Raw genomic sequence first — 21,579 nt, 5'->3', positions numbered from 1 at the left:
TTGTTGTGGTATTATCGCCGATTCGTGCGAGTCTCTAAATCTAATTTTAGCTCCATAATGATCGAATGATAGGCAATCAAATTATTGATTGTCTATTTTTGTGGAGAACACAATCATACTAAAATATTTGAATTAAATCTCTAAGCATACTATGTGCAATTTTATGGATTCTTTTATATGATGGCTGTAAGTAACCAGATAACAAATGATTCTAGAAAGAAGTTGAATACATGTCACAATCAAAAAAACAGTTGAGTGAAATTCCTCTATCAGTGCTTGATCTTGCAAACATTACTGAAGGAAGTACACCGGCTGAATCGTTTAAACATACACTAGATCTAGCACAGCATGTAGAAAAATGGGGCTTTAATCGTTTTTGGTTAGCGGAACATCATAGTATGCCAGGTATTGCCAGCTCTGCAACATCTGTTGTCATTGGCTATGTTGCAGCTGGAACGTCTACACTCAAGGTAGGATCTGGTGGCATCATGTTACCGAACCATTCTCCACTTGTAATTGCTGAGCAATTCGGTACACTTGAATCTATGTACCCAGGTCGCATTGATTTAGGTCTTGGACGCGCACCTGGTAGTGATCAATTTACAGCTATGGCCCTTCGTCGTGATATCAGAAATACCGGCGATGACTTCCCTGAACAACTAGAGCAGCTTCGGACATATTTTGACGCTGAATCTCGCCATAACAGAGTTCGTGCAATCCCTGGTGAAGGCTTAAACGTCCCGATATGGTTACTTGGTTCAAGCGGTTTCAGTGCAAAGCTTGCTGGAAGCCTAGGCTTACCATTTTCATTCGCGAGTCATTTTGCTCCGGAAAACACGATGGCAGCTCTAGAGATATATCGCAGTAACTTCCAGCCATCAGATGTGTTATCTGAACCGTATGCAATGGTTGGAATTAACGTCTATGCAGCAGACACAGAAGCTGAGGCTGCTTATTTAGCCACTTCTTATCAACAGCAATTCTTGAGTCTGATTCGCAATACACCAAATCAGCTCCAGCCTCCAGTAGACTCAATGGATGGTCTTTGGACACCTTATGAAAAAGCATCGATCCAAAGTAAGCTGGATGCCAGTGTAATTGGTAACCCTGAACAAGTTAAAGAAAAGCTACAAGCATTCCTTGATAAAACAGGAGCCGATGAAATGATTATTAACTCAGGCATGTTTCATCATGAGCCTCGACTTCGCTCCTATGAAATCATTGCTGAAATCGCTGATAAAAAACATTCATGAGCGTCTGCTCTATAACTAAAGCGATGAAAAAAGTTTAGGTTCTCAAATTGTATAACCTGAAGAAGGTGGCGGTGCGAAGCCCCCGCCCCTTTTCCATAGAAAATCTGAATGGCGTAAAAACGACATCAGTTACTATGAAGGATAGATCATTAAGCGCGTTATACTCGCCTAATCACAATGGTGGCGATGCGGAGCTAGACTTACGGATGTTTTCTAAGATTATATAAGTATACCCACTAAGTAGATTAGTTATATGAGTAAGTCGCGAAGCCTCGTCCCCATGTCCTTCATATGAAAAGAGCATAACATACAGCCTCTGAATGAAATTTCAGGGGCTTTTTTTAGATAAGACTTATGAAAATCTGAAAATCTTAAAAAGAACCTGATCAAATATGTATAAAGTACATTTCACAACAAGAATACCTATAAATTGACGAACTCTATCATAGTTGAAAATAATATCTAACAAGCATTTTGAAGCTATTTTTGCTAAAATAAAGTACATCGGAGTATGGCTTCTATCCGTTGCTATTTTTATTTCCGACTAATGTATGATTAAATCAAAAAAATGGAGAACAACAATGATTTTACTAATCGATAATTATGATTCTTTTACTTACAATTTATATCAATATATCCTCCAAGAAGGTAAAGAGGTCACAGTCCGTCGTAACAACGAAATTTCGTTGGAAGCGATTAGAGAAATGAATCCTGAATCCATCATTCTCTCACCAGGACCCGGAAATCCTAATGGAGCTGGGATATGTCTAAAGGTTGTAAGGGAATTTCATCAAAGCATACCCATTCTGGGGATTTGTCTCGGACATCAAATAATTGCCCAAGCATTTGGAGGTCAGGTTGAAAAGGCCGAACAGCCAATGCATGGGAAAACATCGATGATCACCCATGATGGAATAGGGGTCTTTAAAGGAATACCTAATTCATTTTTGGTTACCCGCTATCATTCTTTAATTGTCAATGAGTCATCACTTCCTGAGTGTATCGAGGTAAGTGCAAGAACGAAAGACAGTGAAGTAATGGGACTTCGACATATAAAATATCAGGTAGAAGGACTACAGTTCCATCCTGAATCGATATTAACGGAACATGGTCATACTTTAATTGGTAACTTTATTAATAGACGATAAATACGTTATGTAAACGAGGTAGATATCATGAATAATAAAGATGAAAACATCTGTCTTCTATTAGAATTCAATAAAGAAAGCATGTACTTTCAAAATCCAATCAAGATTATTGAAGCACATACAATAGAAGAAGTGTTAACAGCCTTAGAAAATATCCAAAAAGAAGTGAATGCAGGCTTTTACGCAGTCGGGTATTTGTCATACGAAGCAGCTCCTGCGTTTGACTCTGCCTATCAAGTGGCAGAAGGGAATAAAATGCCATTGCTTTGGTTTGGGATTTTTGAAAAATTCGAAAATCAGCATTTAACTGAAACACTAACTGATTTCACTCTTACCGATTGGCAATCCAAGACAACTTATAAAACATATAAGGAATCAATTCAAACGATTAAACAGCAAATTGAAGAGGGCAATACATACCAAGTCAATTATACGCTGAGATTGAATTCCTCATTTATCGGTGATGAATTTTCCTTTTATCGTCAGTTAGCTAAAGCGCAAAGTTCCAATTATAGTGCTTATTTACATACTGGTAGATATAAAATATTATCTGCTTCACCTGAACTTTTTTTTGATTGGAGAAAGGATACCCTGACAACTCGACCGATGAAAGGGACAGTGAAAAGAGGAAATTCCATTGAACAGGATTTGGAACGGCAACAATGGCTACAAGATTCTGAGAAAAATCGTGCAGAAAACTTAATGATTGTTGATCTCTTACGAAATGATTTGGGGCAAATTGCAGAAGCAGGAAGTGTTTTTGTTGATCGCTTATTTGAAATTGAACAATATCCAACAGTATGGCAGATGACCTCGACCATTTCGGCAAAAACAAAACCGGAAACTACAATAATTGATCTTTTCAAAGCATTGTTTCCGTGCGGTTCAATTACAGGTGCTCCGAAGATAAGTACGATGAAAATAATTTCAGAGTTGGAGGGAACGCCACGTGAAGTATATTGTGGAGCCATTGGTTATATTTCACCTAATCATGAAGCAACTTTTAATGTACCGATTCGAACAGTTGTAATTGATTCGCAGGAAGGGACTGCCCAATACGGGATTGGCGGTGGTATAACCTGGGATTCGAGTTTTACAGAAGAGTATGATGAGGCCTTCTTGAAAGCTGCATTGCTTACGACTGAAACACCTGACTTTGAATTGCTTGAATCGCTAAAGCTTGAGAATGGTCAATATGTTTTGCTTGAAAACCATTTGAAACGACTTTCAAATTCTGCAAAATATTTTGGTATCAGCCTTTCTATTTCAACTATTGAGGCTGCTCTTGAACAATTTGCAAATCGACACGAAACCAGCTCTAAAAAAGTACGTTTACTTGTTTCGAACACAGGAAAATTTACAATTGAAGCTGAAGATTTGCTCCCCTATCCAGATAAAATATGTAATGTTGCATTGGCTAAGAAGTCTGTTTCAAGCAATGATTTGTTTTTATACCACAAAACAACAAATCGTACAATTTATCAAATACATAAAGACCAATGTCCTACTTATTTTGATGTTTTACTTTGGAATGAAAGGGAAGAAATAACTGAATTTACAAACGGTAATGTAGTCTTGAAAATCGCCGAAGAGCTTGTAACACCTGTTCTATATTCTGGACTTCTTGCTGGTACATTCCGTGAAGAATTAATACAAAACGGAACAGTGAATGAAAGAGTTGTCCATATTACAGAACTTAAGTCAGCTGATGAGATTTGGTTCATTAATAGTGTCAGAGGATGGGTAAAAGTAAATTTACATTAACAAAAAAATCTATTTAACTGTTTAAAAACTTTAACTTGAAGGAAGATAGGCAATCGCCATAAATAGGTAGCTAAAGTTATACAAATTTGAAACATTAGCAAAAGGAATTTTTGGAAATACAAATAGAGTGCTGAAGTTAATAACGGTATAACCTGCCCAAAGAGGGACAACTTTATCGTTATTAGGAGATTTAGCTTATCGATAGGAAAAAAGAGTATGATTTTTGGAATCATGTTTCATTTTCAGTGCCCTTGGCCTTTTGTGTTCTTAAAGACAGAAAAAATGGGCATTATTCTTATTCAGATTTAATTTTTGATTCATATGATACCTCAGTGTCGCGAGGAGGTGTATATATGAGTTCATATATGTATTGTTCAAATTGTGGGTCAATTGACTGTAACTGTAAAAATAGAAAATATTCAGCTTATGGACAAAAGAATCGCAACAGGAATATAGAACAAAAAGTCGAGGTTAATGTAAATGTACCCAGTGGTGCGACTGCCTCAATAGGAGCCACAGGTGTAACCGGAAGTACAGGAGGCACAGGAGCTACAGGATCAACCGGAAATACAGGAGCTACAGGATCAACGGGATCAACCGGAAATACAGGAGCCACAGGTTTAACAGGAGCAACTGGAAACACCGGATCGACAGGATCAACGGGTGCAACCGGAAACATAGGAGTCACCGGATCGACAGGAGCAACTGGAAATACAGGAGCCACCGGATCAACGGGCGCAACCGGAAACACAGGAGCAACCGGATCGACAGGAGTAACTGGAAATACAGGAGCCACCGGATCAACGGGTGCAACAGGAAACACAGGAGCTACCGGATCAACGGGCGTAACCGGAAACACTGGATCTACCGGATCGACAGGAGCAACTGGAAATACAGGATCCACCGGATCAACGGGCGCAACCGGAAACACAGGAGCAACCGGATCGACAGGAGCAACTGGAAATACAGGATCCACCGGATCAACGGGTGCAACCGGAAACATAGGAGTCACCGGATCGACAGGAACAACTGGAAATACAGGAGCCACAGGATCAACGGGCGCAACCGGAAACACAGGAGCCACCGGATCAACGGGCGTAACGGGAAATACAGGATCCACCGGATCAACGGGTGCAACCGGAAACACAGGAGCTACCGGATCAACGGGCGTAACCGGAAACACAGGAGCGACAGGTTCAACCGGAGCAACCGGAAACACAGGATCCACAGGTTTAACCGGAGCAACCGGAAACACAGGATCTACCGGATCAACGGGTGCAACCGGAAACACAGGAGCCACAGGATCAGCCGGAGCAACCGGAAACACAGGAGCGACAGGTTCAACCGGAGCAACCGGAAATACAGGAGCCACAGGTTTAACAGGAGTAACTGGAAATACAGGATCCACCGGATCAACGGGTGCAACCGGAAACACAGGAGCAACCGGATCGACAGGAGTAACTGGAAATACAGGAGCCACCGGATCAACGGGTGCAACCGGAAACACAGGATCTACCGGATCAACGGGCGTAACCGGAAACACTGGATCTACTGGATCGACAGGAGCAACTGGAAACACAGGAGCCACCGGATCAACGGGCGCAACCGGAAACACAGGAGCCACCGGATCAACGGGTGCAACCGGAAACACAGGAGCTACCGGATCAACGGGCGTAACCGGAAACACTGGATCTACCGGATCGACAGGAGCAACTGGAAATACAGGAGCCACCGGATCAACGGGCGCAACCGGAAACACAGGAGCAACCGGATCGACAGGAGTAACTGGAAATACAGGATCCACCGGATCAACGGGTGCAACCGGAAACACAGGAGCAACCGGATCGACAGGAGTAACTGGAAATACAGGAGCCACCGGATCAACGGGTGCAACCGGAAACACAGGATCTACCGGATCAACGGGCGTAACCGGAAACACTGGATCTACCGGATCGACAGGAGCAACTGGAAACACAGGAGCCACCGGATCAACGGGCGCAATCGGAAACACAGGAGCCACCGGATCAACGGGTGCAACCGGAAACACAGGAGCTACCGGATCAACGGGCGTAACCGGAAACACTGGATCTACCGGATCGACAGGAGCAACTGGAAATACAGGAGCTACCGGATCAACGGGCGTAACCGGAAACACAGGAGCTACCGGATCAACAGGTGCAACCGGAAACACAGGAGCGACAGGATCAACAGGCGCAACCGGAAACACTGGGGCTACCGGATCAACCGGAAACACTGGGGCTACAGGATCAACCGGAAACACAGGATCGACAGGTTCAACCGGATCAACCGGAAACACAGGATCGACAGGTTCAACCGGAGCAACCGGAAATACAGGTTTAACAGGAGCAACTGGAAACACCGGATCGACAGGATCTACCGGATCAACGGGTGCAACCGGAAACATAGGAGTCACCGGATCGACAGGAACAACCGGAAACACAGGATCGACAGGTTCAACCGGAGCAACCGGAAACACAGGATCGACAGGTTCAACGGGAGCAACCGGAAATACAGGAGCCACAGGTTTAACAGGAGCAACTGGAAACACCGGATCGACAGGATCAACAGGCGCAACTGGAAATACAGGAGCGACAGGATCAACGGGAGCAACCGGAAATACAGGAGCCACAGGTTTAACAGGAGCAACTGGAAACACCGGATCGACAGGATCAACCGGAGCAACTGGAAATACAGGAGCCACCGGATCAACGGGCGTAACCGGAAACACAGGATCCACCGGATCAACGGGTGCAACCGGAAACACTGGGGCTACCGGATCAACAGGTGCAACCGGAAACACAGGATCAACCGGAGCAACTGGAAATACAGGAGCCACCGGATCAACGGGCGTAACCGGAAACACAGGTTCAACCGGAGCAACCGGAAATACAGGAGCCACAGGTTTAACAGGAGCAACTGGAAACACCGGATTGACAGGATCAACGGGCGTAACCGGAAACACAGGATCTACCGGATCAACGGGCGTAACCGGAAACACAGGATCTACCGGATCAACAGGTGCAACCGGAAACACAGGATCCACCGGATCAACGGGTGCAACCGGAAACACTGGGGCTACCGGATCAACAGGTGCAACCGGAAACACAGGTTCAACCGGAGCAACTGGAAATACAGGAGCCACCGGATCAACGGGCGTAACCGGAAACACAGGATCCACCGGATCAACGGGTGCAACCGGAAACACTGGGGCTACCGGATCAACAGGTGCAACCGGAAACACAGGAGCGACAGGTTCAACCGGAGCAACCGGAAATACAGGAGCGACAGGTTCAACCGGATCGACAGGAGCCACAGGTTCTAGTGCTATAATTCCATATGCATCAGGGATTCCAGTTGCAATGACTGTACTTGTAAGTGGATTAGCTGGAACGACAGGTCTAATCGGATTTGGAAATTCTGCTCCTGCTGTTCTTGTAGGAGGAACAACGATTGATCTAACAGGCGCTGCAGGAACACTTCTTAATATGGCATTTACAGTTCCACGAAGTGGTACGATTACTTCAATATCCGGATTCTTCAGTACTACAGTGGCATTAAGTCTCTTAACATCATCAGTAACTGTTACTGCCGAACTATTTAGATCAGCTGGACCAACGGCTAACAACACATTTACTGCAATTCCTGGAGCATCAGTAACGTTAACACCATCTCTAAATGGAGTAATTGCAATTGGCGCTATTAGTCAAGGTCTTACTACAGGATTGAACATTCCGGTAACTGCACGAGATCGCCTATTGATGGTGTTTTCTGTAACAGGAACAGGAATTACTCTTCTTACTACCGTTGCAGGTTATGCAAGTGCGGGGATCACAATCAATTAAATAACTTTTTAGCAATGAAATCTAGTAAGGGAGTTTAACTTTGTCTATCCAAAAATCATAGATGTGCTATTCACTCCAAAATTTTTAGTAACGAGGTTTGAGGATAACTCAATTTGTTCTTAAATAAACTCTATAGTCACACGAAGACCTAAGATTGAAATCTAATTTCAGTTTCGGTTTTTGTGTGATTCGTAATTTAATAATAATGAAGTGGTCTGTTTTTATGACTTCGAGGTCTTGCTTAAATTCAATTACTTAATCATTGCTGTCGCTTAAAACTTTTTGATATCAGTAGCAAGATCAGCTCATTCATTTTGAAACCAGTTATCTTAGATTAAGAAGTGTCCTCTCTTACTGAGGAAGATTTGCAATAATTAAAATTATTTCGGAAATAATATATTAATTTTGCATATATTTATGAAAGGAATAGGGGGGGAGTGTTTGATTACAATTAGTCTATGTATGATTGTGAAAAATGAAGAAGACGTAATTGGTCGATGTTTAGAGTCTGTGCGTGATATCGTAGATGAAATCAATATTGTTGATACTGGTTCTACGGATCGCACGAAGGAAATTGTTAATTTGTATACGAACCGGATTTTTGATTTTTCCTGGATCGATGATTTTGCAGCAGCTAGAAACTATTCATTTAATCAAGCAACAAAGGACTATATTTTATGGTTGGATGCAGATGATGCATTTTTAGAACTTGATCAAAAAAAATTTCTTCATCTTAAACAGACTTTGAATCGAAATACTGATTCCGTATCGATGAATTATCATTTAGCTTCCGATGAAGAGCAAAATATAACGACAAGTATAAGGAGAAATCGCTTAGTTAAAAGGGAAAACCATTTCCTTTGGATAGGAGAGGTACATGAATATTTAGCCGTTCACGGGATCATCCATGATAGTGATATAGCGGTGACACATTTACCACTTACTCACGATCCCAATCGCAACCTCGTTATTTATGAAAGAATGCTAACGGAAGGAAAAGAATTCTCTCCACGAGACTTGTTTTACTATGCAAATGAATTAGTCGATCATGGAAATTATAAAAAAGCGATTGAATATTATCTTCGCTTTCTAAGAACCAAGCAAGGTTGGGTAGAAGATAATATTCGTGCATGTAGCAAATTAGCAGATTGTTACCATCAATTCAATCTTAAAGAACAAGAAGCACATTGGGCATTAAAAGCACTCTCATATGGAATCCCTCAACCGGAAACATGTTGCAGATTAGGTTTTTATTTTTTAGAAAAGAATGAAATCCAAACAGCTATTTATTGGTATGGAAAAAGTTTAGAAAATAAAGAAGTAGAAAAATTAAGTTTTCAAAACAACGCATGTTCTTCTTGGCTACCACATCTTCAACTAGCTGTTTGTTATGATCGATTAGGTCAGTATCAATTAGCCTCCAAACACAATGAATCAGCACTACTATATAGGCCAAACGATCCGAGAATGTTAGCAAACAAAGAATATTTTGATGGGTTGACTAAAAATGGAAAATAATTTCCGTTTTTGTGTCGGCTTATTTTATCTGATCATTGTAGTATAAAAACCTTTGTGAATGTGTCCTCATCCAGTATATACGCATATGCTTTCAAAATGAGATGTAGCTAGATAAAGAAGAACGGCACTGTGTACCAAGCCGTTCTTTCTCATATCTAAGTAGTTGTGTTATCAGATTTATTCATTCGTTTCTTGTTTTACTACATGTATAAGTGTTTGATAAACCTTACTGTAGTTCGCTAATTGATCCATGTTATACCCGAAATTTTCAGCTAAATGAATGACTTCATTAAGGAAAAGCTCTACACTTGTTTTACTACATGTATAAGTGTTTGATAAACCTTACTGTAGTTCGCTAATTGATCCATGTTATACCCGAAATTTTCAGCTAAATGAATGACTTCATTAAGGAAAAGCTCTACATTGGTTTCTACGGCAATTTGCTGATAACGTTGATCGATTATTTCAAATTGGTTAGATGGAAATAATGTGTGAACGGTTTGAGGGGTGAAAAATCTTAAATGGGTTCGATCTAAAATTCCCGCATCGGTATAATGCCAATTACCTTGTAATAAAGGGATAAGTGCCTCAGCATGAGATATATTAGGAATACTACATATGATGGAGCCATTAGGTTTTAGATATTTAGACAGATTTTGAATAACTTTCCAAGGATCTTTTAGGTGTTCTAGGATGTCAGCAAATATAATCGTATCGAAGTAATTAAGTGGGTAAGAGAGTTCTAGTACTTCAACATCTGTATGATCTACAGTTTCATAATGCGCTTTGGCAATGGAACTTACTAATGCATTTAATTCAATCCCATATAATTGACAAGGCTGCCGATTTAAAAGTTCTAAACCGGTTGCACCGGCACCGCAGCCTACATCTAGTATTTTCCTAGCTTCAATAGGGACTAAATCAACAATTTCTGGACGTGGATGGGTGAAATAAGTTAAATCAATTTGCCATTTATCTATAAATCTCCGCCGATTTTCATGATATAAGGAATGAATGTCGATATCTTGATTTCCGCTAAAAGTTGCATGACCATGATGGTGGATAAAAGAATCTAAAGCGATATGTAGCTGGTATCCCTCTTGTATAGCACGAAGACATAGATCATCATCCTCAAATGAGCCATATGCAAATCTTTCATCAAAACCACCGATTTTTTCCAAAATCTCTTGTTTTGTTAATAAACAAAATCCTACTAAACGTAGTACGCGTCTGGATTTTCCACGTTGCTGTTCACAGTATCTAGAAGCAAAGTCGTCTATCTGCTCGATATCTTGATAATCGACAGAAATCTGCTGTAACCCGCTGACATAATTACTAACAGGCCCGACCATCCCTACATTCTCTTTGTCTAGTAGCTCAATCATTGGATCTAACCAATTCTCCGTCACAATGACATCATTATTTATGAATAAAATATAATCACCAGTTGCAAGCTTTAATCCTTGATTACAACCCTTCGCGAATCCCACATTGCTGGGATTAAAACAAGTTTTGATAAAAGGTAAACCCTTAAGATAATCAACAGTACCATCTGTCGAGCCGTTATCAACGACAATTATTTCAATTTCCTCCATCACAGTGTGCTTTTGAATGCTATTCACACATCTTATGGTTAGAGGTAACTGATTGTAGGTAAGAATAATCACACTTGTTTTTTTCAATTCGATCTCCATCCTTCCAGATTTCCATTCAATAAAATATATATATGTACTTGTGGATTAATATTTTACAAGAAATAAATTTTGTTTGAACTAAAAAAGCAATATAACGTTAATGTCGTGAAAAGTGATAATTTGAAGTAGAAATCATACATAGTAGATGAAATGACACATACCAATTGTAAATGGGGGGAGTAACTAAAATAAATTAGATGAATCGTAATTTCACGTTTCAATCTTGCTAGACAATCGACAAAAGTCTTATGAAGGATGTGACTGAATATGAAAGGTATCGTACTAGCAGGCGGAACTGGTACCAGACTATATCCTTTAACAAAAGCTGTTTCCAAACAGTTAATGCCTGTTTACGACAAACCCTTAATTTATTATCCACTATCGGTTTTAATGCTTGCGGGTATTAGAGAAATTCTAATTATAACAACCGACGAAGATCAACCACGTTATCAAACCTTACTTGGCGATGGATCACAACTAGGCATTACACTTACTTATATGATTCAAGAAAAGCCTGAGGGAATTGCACAGGCATTTATTATTGGAGAACCGTTTATAGGGGAAGATTCCGTAGCGCTCATACTTGGGGATAATCTTTTTCATGGTCATAATTTTACAAAAACGCTGGAACGAGTAGCAGCGATTAAATCAGGTGCGACTATCTTTGGCTATCCGGTTAAAGATCCCGAGAGATTTGGAGTCGTAGAATTTGATCGAAATGGAATCGTCTTATCATTAGAAGAAAAGCCAATTCAACCTAAATCTACGTATGCTGTTACCGGCTTGTATTTTTACGACAATCAAGTCATTAACATTGCTAAAAGTATTAAACGATCACCTCGAGGAGAATTTGAAATTACGACCATCAATGAATACTATCTAAATAAAGGAGAGCTTAATGTGGAGCTTTTGGGTAGAGGGTTTGCGTGGTTAGATACTGGCACTCCTAAATCATTATTGCAGGCCTCATTATTCGTGGAAATGATTGAGGATCGGCAGAGTCTTAGAATAGCTTGTTTAGAAGAAATTGCCTTTCGGAAAGGCTATATTTCTAGGGAACAGTTACTAGCGTTAGCTAAACCACTAGAAAAAAGTGACTATGGGAAATATCTTACTCGTATAGTGGATAGATAAATAGCGATACAAAGTACAAATTTTTGAATTCCTATAAAATTATTACTCTAGGAAAGTATGGTGGCGTAATGAAGATTACTAAAACCAAGTTAAAAGGGGTCCTAATTTTTGAACCAGCTGTATTACATGATCGACGTGGCTGGTTTATTGAATCATATAGCCAAACAACATTAAAGGCATTAGGAGTAGAGGTGGTTTTTGTTCAAGATAATCACTCCTTATCTACAGAAAGGGGGACTTTACGAGGTTTACATTACCAATTACATCCTAAAGCGCAAGTCAAGCTCGTCCGTTGTACAAATGGGGCAATTTTTGATGTGGCGGTGGATATACGCAAAGGAAGTCCAAGCTACGGGAAATGGATGGGCATCGAATTAAATGCGGAAAATAAAAAGCAATTATACATTCCCAAAGGCTTTGCTCATGGTTTTTTGACGCTAACAGATAATGTTGAAGTCCAATATAAAGTTGATACTGAATATGTATCGAACTTTGATCGAGGAATACGCTGGGATGACCCGACGATCAATATAAAATGGCCGATTCATAATGAACCTATAGTATCAGCTAAAGACCAGAAAGCGCCACTTTTAAAAGATGCTGAACATAATTTTGTATTTGGGAAGTGAGGAATTGAAACTATTAGTGACTGGTATCGGTGGACAGCTTGGTTACGATGTTATGAGGCAAGGGGTGCAGCAAGGATTAGATGTACATGGAACCAGGAGAAGGAATTTAGATATAACGAAAGAGCAAGAAGTGTATCATTATATTAGACATTTGAAACCAGATGTAATTATTCATTGTGCTGCCTACACAGCGGTTGATCTAGCTGAAAGTGACAAAAAAACTTGCTGGAATGTCAATGTGGAAGGCACAAAATATTTAGTGAATGTAGCTAAAGAACTTAATATAAAATTTATGTATGTTAGCACGGATTATGTGTTTGATGGACTAGGTGAGAAAACGCTTGTGGAAACAGATCTACCGTGTCCTAAGAGTTACTATGGATTAACAAAATATGAAGGTGAAAAAGCGGTACAAAGTATGTTACAAGAATATTTTATAGTACGTACTTCATGGGTTTTTGGAATAAATGGCAATAATTTTACAAAAAGAATGCTTCATCTTGCGAAATCCCGTGAGGAGGTAAAGGTAGTAGGTGATCAAATTGGTTCCCCTACGTATACGCATGACTTAGCGAAATTGTTAATAAGTATGGTCCAAACAGATAAATATGGCATCTATCATGCTACGAATGAAGGTTTTTGCAGTTGGGCCGAGTTTGCTGAGGAAATATTCAAACAATCAAATTGCAATGTACAAGTACGTGTAGTTTCATCCGAAGATTATCCTGTGAATGCTGTAAGGCCAAAAAATGCTCGACTGTCAAAGGAAAAGCTTAAAAGTAACGGTTTTAAATCATTACCAGCTTGGCAAGATGCCCTAGAACGTTATTTAAGTATGTTAGTAAAAAAGGAGAAGTAAATGAAAAAGAAAGTTCTTGTGACAGGTGGGGCGGGATTTATTGGTGGTCATTTTGTTCAACAAATGATGAATAGATATCCAGAGTATCATATTTATAATTTAGATTTGTTAACGTATGCAGGGGATTTATCCAAACACAAGAATATTGAGAAAAAAGAAAATTACCGCTTTATTAAAATGGATATTACAGATTGTGAGGCAATTAAGGCTTTATTTGCGAAAGAGAAGTTTGATTTTGTCGTTCATTTTGCCGCAGAGAGTCATGTTGATCGATCGATTACAGATCCTGAAATTTTTGTTCGAACTAATGTTTTAGGTACACAAATCTTATTACATGCTGCGCATCAAAATAAGGTAGCGAAGTTTGTCCATGTTTCCACAGATGAGGTATATGGAGAACTTGATTTTGATCCTACCACCTTTTTTATGGAAGAGTCGAAACTGTTACCAAATAGTCCTTATAGTGCAAGTAAAGCCTCATCTGATCTCCTTGTTCGTGCCTACCATGAAACCTATGGATTACCCATAAATATTACACGATGTTCTAATAATTATGGGCCATTCCAGTTTCCAGAAAAGCTTATCCCTCTCACAATTTCTCGCGTTGTACAGGAGCAGAAAGTTCCTGTGTATGGGGATGGTAAAAATATTCGAGATTGGTTACATGTGTATGATCACTGTTCAGCCATCGATTTAGTGATGCATGAAGGCGTAAAGGGGGAAATATATAATGTTGGCGGGCATAATGAACGAACAACATTAGAGGTAGTAAAAACAATTATCCATAAACTCGGAAAATCAGAAAGTTTGCTAGAGTTTGTAGAAGATCGAAAAGGACATGATAAGCGATATGCAATCAACCCAACAAAATTAGAGAAATTAGGTTGGATACCGAACTATTCATTTGAAATAGGATTAACACAAACTATTCAATGGTATCTTAATAACAAATGGTGGTGGAATAAACAACTGTAGAAGAAGGATATCAAGATTTCTACAATTATCTATATGAATTGATAATAAGTAAAGAACGTTCATTCATTTTATGAACGTTCTTACTAGTTGTGTAAGGATCACTTTGATTTTTTTCACGAAGTATCCCACCTCGAAAAACATTCCTTCTAATCATTTAACTGGAAAATCCCCAGGCATGCAATAATAGTTGAATCGCATCATCTAATTTTGCTTCAGGAATACCAGCAAAACCAAGAATAAGTTCCGGAAGTGCATCAATTTTCTTCTCAATTGAATACGCAGACATCGGATAGATTTTTATACTTGCTTTTGCAGCTTGATTGATAAGGGCCGTTTCATCCATCCCGTTATTGACGACTAACACAATATGCAAACCGGATCTCTCGCCAATTATTGAGATTTTGTTTTGATAGGGCTTAAATAGTGTCAAAACAATGTCCAATTTACGTCGATATAGCTTCCGCATTTTGTTTAAATGTTTTTCAAAGTCTCCTTGAATTATAAATTTAGTCAAAATTTGCTGGTCGATTCGAGATACCGTTGAATGATAAAACGAAAGCTCCTCCGTATACCGATTCATGAGCGGTTTAGGAAGCACCATATAGCTGATTCTAAGCGATGGGATGAGTGATTTTGAAAACGAACCTAAGTAGATCACTTTTTCAAATTGATCCATACTTTGCAAAGAAGGAATCGATTTTCCTGTATAACGAAATTCACTATCATAATCATCTTCAATAATATACCGATGTTCAGAGCTCGATGCCCAGTTGAGTAACTTAGTTCTTCGATTAATGGAAAGTACAGAGCCATAAGGGAAATGATGCGATGGTGTCACATAGACAACATTAATCTTGTGCTTTTCAATGCTTTCCACTTTTATGCCATCTTCATCAACTTCAAGTGGGAATGTTGGATTACCATAGCTTTGGATAATTTTTTGAAATAAATGATATCCAGGGTCTTCCACACCATAAACTGAATTCCTCTCAAATAACAACACAAGCTGCTGAAGTAGTATCTCAATGCCTGCACCAACGATAATTTGTTCTGGTTCACAAATCACCCCGCGTGCATGGTATAGATATGTAGCAATTTCTCGGCGAAGCGAATATTCTCCCTGGGCATCACCTAGTAATAGCAACTCTTGATTGGCTAAATCCATCGTGTTTTTTGCATACTTTCTCCATTGTGCAAAAGGAAAATGTTCGGTATCAATTTGACTCGGATGAAAGTGATAGTCATATGTTTTTTTAGATTCATACAATGGCAAAATATCAGTTTTTGCGCCTGCATATTCTAAATCCTCCAAGTCCATGACATAATATCCTTTCCTAGCTTTGACCTCTAAGTACCCTTCAGCCGCTAGCTGTTCATAAGCCGTCTCTACTGTGTTCCCGCTTATATGTAAATGCTGCGCTAATTTTCGTTTTGACGGAAGCTTTGTCTGGAATTCTAGGCGACCTTCAATGATTTCTGTTTTAATATATTCATATAATTGCTCATATAAAGGGATGGCTATTTCCCGATTTAATACACATGAAAGCATATTCATAATTAATAACCTCTCCTCTGACACCGTTATTTAATGGAAAACTGACACTTTTAATGATGCCACTTTCTTTTTATACTAAGGAATATAAATGAAAATTGCAAATATTTTTTTAGGGGGATTAAGAATGGAGAAATTAGTAGCAACAGATGCAGTTAAAAGAGGAATGGCTCAAATGCAAAAGGGTGGCGTCATCATGGACGTTGTCAATGCGGAACAAGCAAGAATTGCGGAAGCAGCAGGAGCTGTTGCGGTCATGGCACTTGAGCGAGTACCTTCTGATATTCGCGCAGCAGGTGGAGTTGCTAGAATGGCAGATCCGCGAATTGTAGAAGAAGTTATGAATGCTGTAACGATTCCGGTCATGGCGAAAGCTAGAATTGGCCATATCGTTGAAGCGAGAGTGCTAGAAGCGATGGGTGTGGACTATATTGATGAAAGTGAAGTATTGACACCTGCTGATGAAGAGTTTCATCTATTAAAAAGCAGCTTTACAATTCCATTTGTTTGTGGATGTCGTGATCTAGGGGAAGCAGCACGCAGAATTGGTGAAGGAGCATCGATGTTACGGACAAAAGGGGAGCCTGGTACAGGGAATATTGTAGAAGCAGTTCGTCATATGCGAAAAGTGCAAGCACAGGTTCGTAAACTTACTTTAATGAACGATGACGAAATCATGACTGAAGCAAAAATTCTTGGCGCTCCTTATGAGATTTTGAAACAAATTAAAGAAGCTGGCAAATTACCGGTCGTGAACTTTGCAGCTGGCGGCGTGGCAACACCTGCTGATGCAGCATTAATGATGGAGCTTGGAGCGGACGGCGTATTTGTCGGTTCTGGGATATTCAAATCAGAAGATCCAGAGAAATTCGCGAATGCTATTGTCCAAGCAACAACTTATTTCACTGATTATGATTTAATTGGGAAGCTATCCAAAGAATTAGGAACCGCTATGAAAGGCATCGATATTTCGAGATTACCGCAAGCAGAAAGAATGCAGGAGCGTGGCTGGTAATGGCAACGATTGGTGTTTTAGGCTTACAAGGTGCCATTAGTGAACATGTGAAACAGATAGAAGCAACTGGACAAAAAGCCGTAATTGTAAAGCAAACTGACCAATTAGCAGAGCTCGATGGCTTAATTCTTCCCGGTGGCGAAAGCACAACGATGCGGAAGCTAATGGATCGTTATGGCTTTATGGAACCGATCCTGCAATTTTCAAAGCAAGGCAAGCCAATCTTTGGAACATGTGCTGGTATGGTTTTACTCGCGAAAAAAGTAAGTGGATCTGACACCGCTCATTTACAATTAATTGATATCGAAGTTTGGCGGAATGCGTTTGGCCGTCAGCGTGAAAGCTTTGAAGTGAACATAGATATAAAAAATTTAGCTCAGCCTTTTAAAGCGATTTTCATTCGTGCACCATATGGAGAGAGAGCTAGCAAAGACGTTGAAGTACTTGCATACTATGAAGGGAAAATCGTTTGTGCAAGACAAAAAAATATTCTTGTCAGCGCTTTTCATCCAGAGTTGACGAATGATATACGTATATTGGAACAATTTATTGACATGGTCGAAGAAAATCTAAAAGCTGGTGTTTAATGAAAAACAGTCTCCTCAAAATGTAATTTAATAATTGGGGGAGACTGTTTTTTTATGGTATTCGAAATCATATTTGTTTCTTGATATTTTATAAAAGTTTAAATTTCGTTACGGGTTTCAAATAAAGTTGCGATGTTTCACCCCTTTGGATCTGTTTATCAAAAGGGGTATTTTTGTAATGAAAAGAGAAAAGGAAATCTCAACTGAAAGGTAGATTAAGGAACTGCTTAGTGGCAATAAAGTTACTCGACTAAAGATTGTGGAATAATACTTAAGAAACTGGTTAAGTACACTATGCAAAGATGATTTGGATGTAAACATTTATGGATAACCCATGAAGAAATCAGTGTTATTCATCTTTACTTATATCGAATTCCATTGGATGCTTTATCTAAATCATCCCAATTTAATATACGAATAGAATTTTTGTCTCTTTCAATAATGTTCTTTTGAGTAAGAGAATGAATAATTCGATTTAGATGGCGATATGTCGTGCCAAGTAAATTTGCCATTTCTTTGATGTTGGAAGTCGTTAGCTCTATTCCAAAGTTGTTATTAGGTTCAGCTGATATCGTAGACATAAGGTAACTCGCAAATTTGTTTTCAACAGATGCTAATAAGTTTACACGAGAAGCTGTTGTACAAGTTTGAAGTTTATAGCATACATGTTCTAAAAGTGTATGCAAAAACTTTGGGTTGTCTATTTCGTATTGCTTTATATAATCGAAGGGAAGTCCGATTAATAAGCACTCATTGACTGCTTGAACTTGTGATTGAACGGGAACATCACGGATTAATTCAATATCTCCAATGATGGAAAAAGGGTGAATAAATCGTAGTAAAAGTGATCTTCCGGTTTCGATACTTGATGTTATTCTCACTTTCCCATCTACCAAGAATAACAGTGATTGCATCTCCATTCCTTCAAGTAGAATAATTTCATCTGGTGTATATTGCTGTAGTGTAAATGGGAGTTGCTTTGTTTGATCAAACATTTCTTCAACATGATACTCCTGTAAAATTTTTTCAAGTAGCTCCGAATCTTGAATATATTTCATATAGAACTCCTTTTTGGGACATATGTCCTTTTCATTATAAGATAAACTGATATGATAAGAACAATAAAAAAATGTAGGAGTGGAGTAGAATGAAATTTGTATTCGATTTAGATGGGACAATCTGCTTTAAAGGTCAGCCTGTTTCTGAAAAACTACTAGTATCGTTAGAAAAGTTAGTAGCACAAGGGCATGAAGTCATTTTTGCTTCAGCTAGGCCAATACGTGATTTACTCCCCGTATTACATGCACGTTTTCATCAATACCCAATGATTGGTGGAAATGGATCAATGGTTGCAATAAACGGAAAAATTATATTATCAGTGGGTTTTGCGGAAGAAACACTCGCCGATATTGTTCAATTACTAGAGACGTATAATGTTTCTTACTTAATAGATAGCGATTGGAATTACGCTTATACGGGGCCAGCTAATCATCCCATTTTAAATAACCTTGACCCACAAAAATGTGCTAAAAATGTTGAACTGGATAAATTACAGTCAATTGTAAAAATCTTGATACTTACTTCAGATAACGTGGGAGAAGTATCAGAACAACTTAGCAAAATGGAAGTAGTAGTTCACATTCATGGAAATGAAGGAATCTTAGATATAAGCCCAAAAGGAGTAGATAAATGGAGTGGATTACAGCAATTGGGTGTGGAAGAAGGGGAGTATATTGCATTTGGCAACGATGCAAATGATATGACAATGTTTCAACATGCAAAGTATTCAGTTATGATTGGCGAAAATGCACAGCTAAACCCATTCTCATCTGAACAATTGCCATTAGATAACGATATAGAAAACCATTTAATACAAAGATTTGGTGAGCTGGGAAAGATAAACCCATTAAATAGGCCTGTAAACTTACAAGCAGTAACCAATTAAGTTTTGTACATAACTAAAGCCCTAAACAAACCAACCTACTTGTTTTCCTGGTTTAACAGGGTACAATACTCCTAACTTTATCTTTGTTTAGAGAATTAAGAATAAAATATGTGGGGGATAAACAGCCTAATCTAACTATTGTCCTTTACAAGGTGTTATCCACTAATAATTCACGGTTAATAAAAAAATCCTTACGTTTATTAACGTAAGGATTTTTTTAAGTCTTACCCAGCATTCTGCAAATTCTGTTTAGGTTTTTCATGAGGAATAATCAAATTTAAAACAACAGCAGAAATGGCACCTATACCAGTTCCAGAAGAAAGTAGATAGTTTGCAAAGTCAGGTAAAGAATAGAGTATGTCCTTTGGAAGTACGGTTACACCGATTGCCAATAGAATAGGTATACCAATCACCATCATGTTACGATCATCTACTACGACATGTTGGATAACTTTAAATCCATTCATAACTATAGCTACACAGACGATTCCGAAAATTCCGTTGATTACAGGCTCAGGAATAGAAATAATCAAAGCGGAAAGTTTCGGCATAAGTCCTAAAGCAATCAAGATCGCACCAGCTGCGAGAATCGCCATTCGACTAGCAACACCAGTGATAGCAATAATTCCGGCATTTGAGGAATATCCTGTCATTGGAGTTCCGCCGAATAACGAGCTAACGAAACAACCAAGACCTTCACCAAATGATGCTTTATTCAATCTTTGTTCCGTTAATTCACTATCCGTCACTTTAGAGACAACGAACCATGTGCCAGTTGTTTCAATTAAAATAATTAAATAAATAAAGAGGATTGTTAAAATAGCACTCATATCGAATATAGGTGCTCCGAAAGGAAATAGCTTAGGTAGGGAAAACCAAGCTGCATCGGAAACAGCTGAAAAGTCAAGTTTACCAAAAAGACGAGCTGTGATTGTACCAGCTATGATTGCAAGAATAACTGAAACAAGTCTGAAAAAGGTCCCAAAGTGTTTTGCTTGCTTACCAAGAATCATACAGGCAACTAATACACCAGCTGATACAGCTGCAACAATGACATTGTGACCTAAGTTTCCGGGTGCTGCGTAAATGCTATTAAATGCATTTGGCATTAAAGAAATTCCAACAATTACAATTACAGTTCCGCCAACGAGTGGTGGGATTATTTTCACAACCGTTTTCGCAAAAACTTTCAATGGGTATCCAAGCAACGCGATTAAAATTGCTCCGGGAATCAAGCTTCCGTAAATAGCTCCAAGTCCTAGCTTCCCCCCAATTGCCGCAAGAGCACCGATCGGAACATAGGATGGTCCCTGTACGACTGGAAGTTTAATTCCAAATCCAGTTTGAATGATTGTCGCAACACCAGCCGTTAAAAAACACATTTGTACAAAGAACGTTGTATTACTCGTATCAAGCGCCAATAAGCCGGCGATGATGATTGGTGCAATATAGAGATCCATAGCCAGTACATGTTGCAATCCAAGCAAAATCGATCTCCCAACACTGATTTTTTCATCAATTCCTACTAATACTTCTGAATTATTCTTTTGGTGTTCCACCTGATACTTTCCCCCTCGGAAATATGTTTGTGAAAGTTATAAACGTTATTATAGGAGAAAAAGTCCGTTTCGTAAATAAAAAAA

General features: G+C 39.1%; 16 protein-coding genes. 12 read left to right on the top strand and 4 right to left on the bottom strand.

Annotation, left to right across the window (positions count from 1 at the left end; translation table 11 throughout):
• Positions 1 to 230 precede the first annotated feature (230 nt).
• From JNUCC23_RS12030 to JNUCC23_RS12010, 5 genes are all read left to right on the top strand, one after another.
• Complete coding sequence (locus JNUCC23_RS12030) at positions 231 to 1,253, top strand: LLM class flavin-dependent oxidoreductase (RefSeq protein ID WP_403071171.1); 1,023 nt, start codon at positions 231 to 233, stop codon at positions 1,251 to 1,253.
• A gap of 581 nt (positions 1,254 to 1,834) precedes the next feature.
• Positions 1,835 to 2,401, top strand: coding sequence for an anthranilate synthase component II (locus JNUCC23_RS12025; protein ID WP_403072132.1), 567 nt, complete (start codon positions 1,835 to 1,837; stop codon positions 2,399 to 2,401).
• Positions 2,402 to 2,428: 27 nt separating this feature from the next.
• Positions 2,429 to 4,165, top strand: a complete 1,737-nt coding sequence (gene pabB, locus JNUCC23_RS12020) for an aminodeoxychorismate synthase component I (protein ID WP_403071174.1) — start codon at positions 2,429 to 2,431, stop codon at positions 4,163 to 4,165.
• A 677-nt stretch (positions 4,166 to 4,842) separates the two neighbouring features.
• Positions 4,843 to 8,028, top strand: a complete 3,186-nt coding sequence (locus JNUCC23_RS12015; RefSeq protein ID WP_454216054.1) for a beta strand repeat-containing protein — start codon at positions 4,843 to 4,845, stop codon at positions 8,026 to 8,028.
• A 441-nt stretch (positions 8,029 to 8,469) separates the two neighbouring features.
• Complete coding sequence (locus JNUCC23_RS12010) at positions 8,470 to 9,546, top strand: tetratricopeptide repeat-containing glycosyltransferase family 2 protein (RefSeq protein ID WP_454211647.1); 1,077 nt, start codon at positions 8,470 to 8,472, stop codon at positions 9,544 to 9,546.
• Between the two features lie 302 nt (positions 9,547 to 9,848).
• Here JNUCC23_RS12010 and JNUCC23_RS12005 read toward each other — a convergent pair whose 3' ends face one another.
• Positions 9,849 to 11,240 (bottom strand): glycosyltransferase, encoded by a 1,392-nt coding sequence (locus JNUCC23_RS12005; RefSeq protein ID WP_454211645.1) that lies wholly within the window; start codon positions 11,238 to 11,240, stop codon positions 9,849 to 9,851.
• A 267-nt stretch (positions 11,241 to 11,507) separates the two neighbouring features.
• Here JNUCC23_RS12005 and rfbA point away from each other — a divergent pair, with 267 nt between their 5' ends.
• From rfbA to rfbB, 4 genes are all read left to right on the top strand, one after another.
• A complete protein-coding gene (rfbA, locus tag JNUCC23_RS12000) occupies positions 11,508 to 12,374 on the top strand; it encodes a glucose-1-phosphate thymidylyltransferase RfbA (RefSeq protein ID WP_403071184.1) in 867 nt (288 codons plus the stop codon).
• A gap of 68 nt (positions 12,375 to 12,442) precedes the next feature.
• Positions 12,443 to 13,003 (top strand): dTDP-4-dehydrorhamnose 3,5-epimerase, encoded by a 561-nt coding sequence (gene rfbC, locus JNUCC23_RS11995; RefSeq protein ID WP_454211643.1) that lies wholly within the window; start codon positions 12,443 to 12,445, stop codon positions 13,001 to 13,003.
• Between the two features lie 4 nt (positions 13,004 to 13,007).
• Positions 13,008 to 13,862 carry a dTDP-4-dehydrorhamnose reductase gene (gene rfbD / locus JNUCC23_RS11990; protein ID WP_454211641.1) on the top strand — a complete coding sequence of 285 codons (855 nt, stop codon included), beginning with the start codon at positions 13,008 to 13,010 and terminating at the stop codon, positions 13,860 to 13,862.
• Positions 13,863 to 14,837 carry a dTDP-glucose 4,6-dehydratase gene (gene rfbB / locus JNUCC23_RS11985; RefSeq protein ID WP_454211639.1) on the top strand — a complete coding sequence of 325 codons (975 nt, stop codon included), beginning with the start codon at positions 13,863 to 13,865 and terminating at the stop codon, positions 14,835 to 14,837.
• A gap of 154 nt (positions 14,838 to 14,991) precedes the next feature.
• Here rfbB and pdxR read toward each other — a convergent pair whose 3' ends face one another.
• On the bottom strand, positions 14,992 to 16,392 hold the full coding sequence (pdxR, locus tag JNUCC23_RS11980; protein ID WP_403071196.1) for a MocR-like pyridoxine biosynthesis transcription factor PdxR: 1,401 nt from the start codon (positions 16,390 to 16,392) through the stop codon (positions 14,992 to 14,994).
• Positions 16,393 to 16,516: 124 nt separating this feature from the next.
• On the opposite strand from pdxR, the gene pdxS reads away from it, so the two are divergent.
• Both pdxS and pdxT read left to right on the top strand, forming a co-directional pair.
• Positions 16,517 to 17,404 (top strand): pyridoxal 5'-phosphate synthase lyase subunit PdxS, encoded by an 888-nt coding sequence (pdxS, locus tag JNUCC23_RS11975; protein WP_062179315.1) that lies wholly within the window; start codon positions 16,517 to 16,519, stop codon positions 17,402 to 17,404.
• Positions 17,404 to 17,991, top strand: a complete 588-nt coding sequence (gene pdxT / locus JNUCC23_RS11970) for a pyridoxal 5'-phosphate synthase glutaminase subunit PdxT (protein WP_403071202.1) — start codon at positions 17,404 to 17,406, stop codon at positions 17,989 to 17,991. Before pdxS ends, pdxT begins: the two co-directional genes overlap by 1 nt.
• 359 nt (positions 17,992 to 18,350) lie before the next feature.
• Here pdxT and JNUCC23_RS11965 read toward each other — a convergent pair whose 3' ends face one another.
• Positions 18,351 to 19,049 carry a Crp/Fnr family transcriptional regulator gene (locus tag JNUCC23_RS11965; protein WP_403071205.1) on the bottom strand — a complete coding sequence of 233 codons (699 nt, stop codon included), beginning with the start codon at positions 19,047 to 19,049 and terminating at the stop codon, positions 18,351 to 18,353.
• A gap of 89 nt (positions 19,050 to 19,138) precedes the next feature.
• Here JNUCC23_RS11965 and JNUCC23_RS11960 point away from each other — a divergent pair, with 89 nt between their 5' ends.
• Positions 19,139 to 19,936, top strand: coding sequence for an HAD-IIB family hydrolase (locus JNUCC23_RS11960; protein WP_454211636.1), 798 nt, complete (start codon positions 19,139 to 19,141; stop codon positions 19,934 to 19,936).
• A gap of 224 nt (positions 19,937 to 20,160) precedes the next feature.
• Here JNUCC23_RS11960 and JNUCC23_RS11955 read toward each other — a convergent pair whose 3' ends face one another.
• Positions 20,161 to 21,495 (bottom strand): uracil-xanthine permease family protein, encoded by a 1,335-nt coding sequence (locus tag JNUCC23_RS11955; protein ID WP_403071211.1) that lies wholly within the window; start codon positions 21,493 to 21,495, stop codon positions 20,161 to 20,163.
• Positions 21,496 to 21,579: the final 84 nt, after the last annotated feature.

The organism is Peribacillus sp. JNUCC 23, from assembly GCF_053653995.1.
This window is presented reverse-complemented; position numbering and strand designations above follow the sequence as displayed.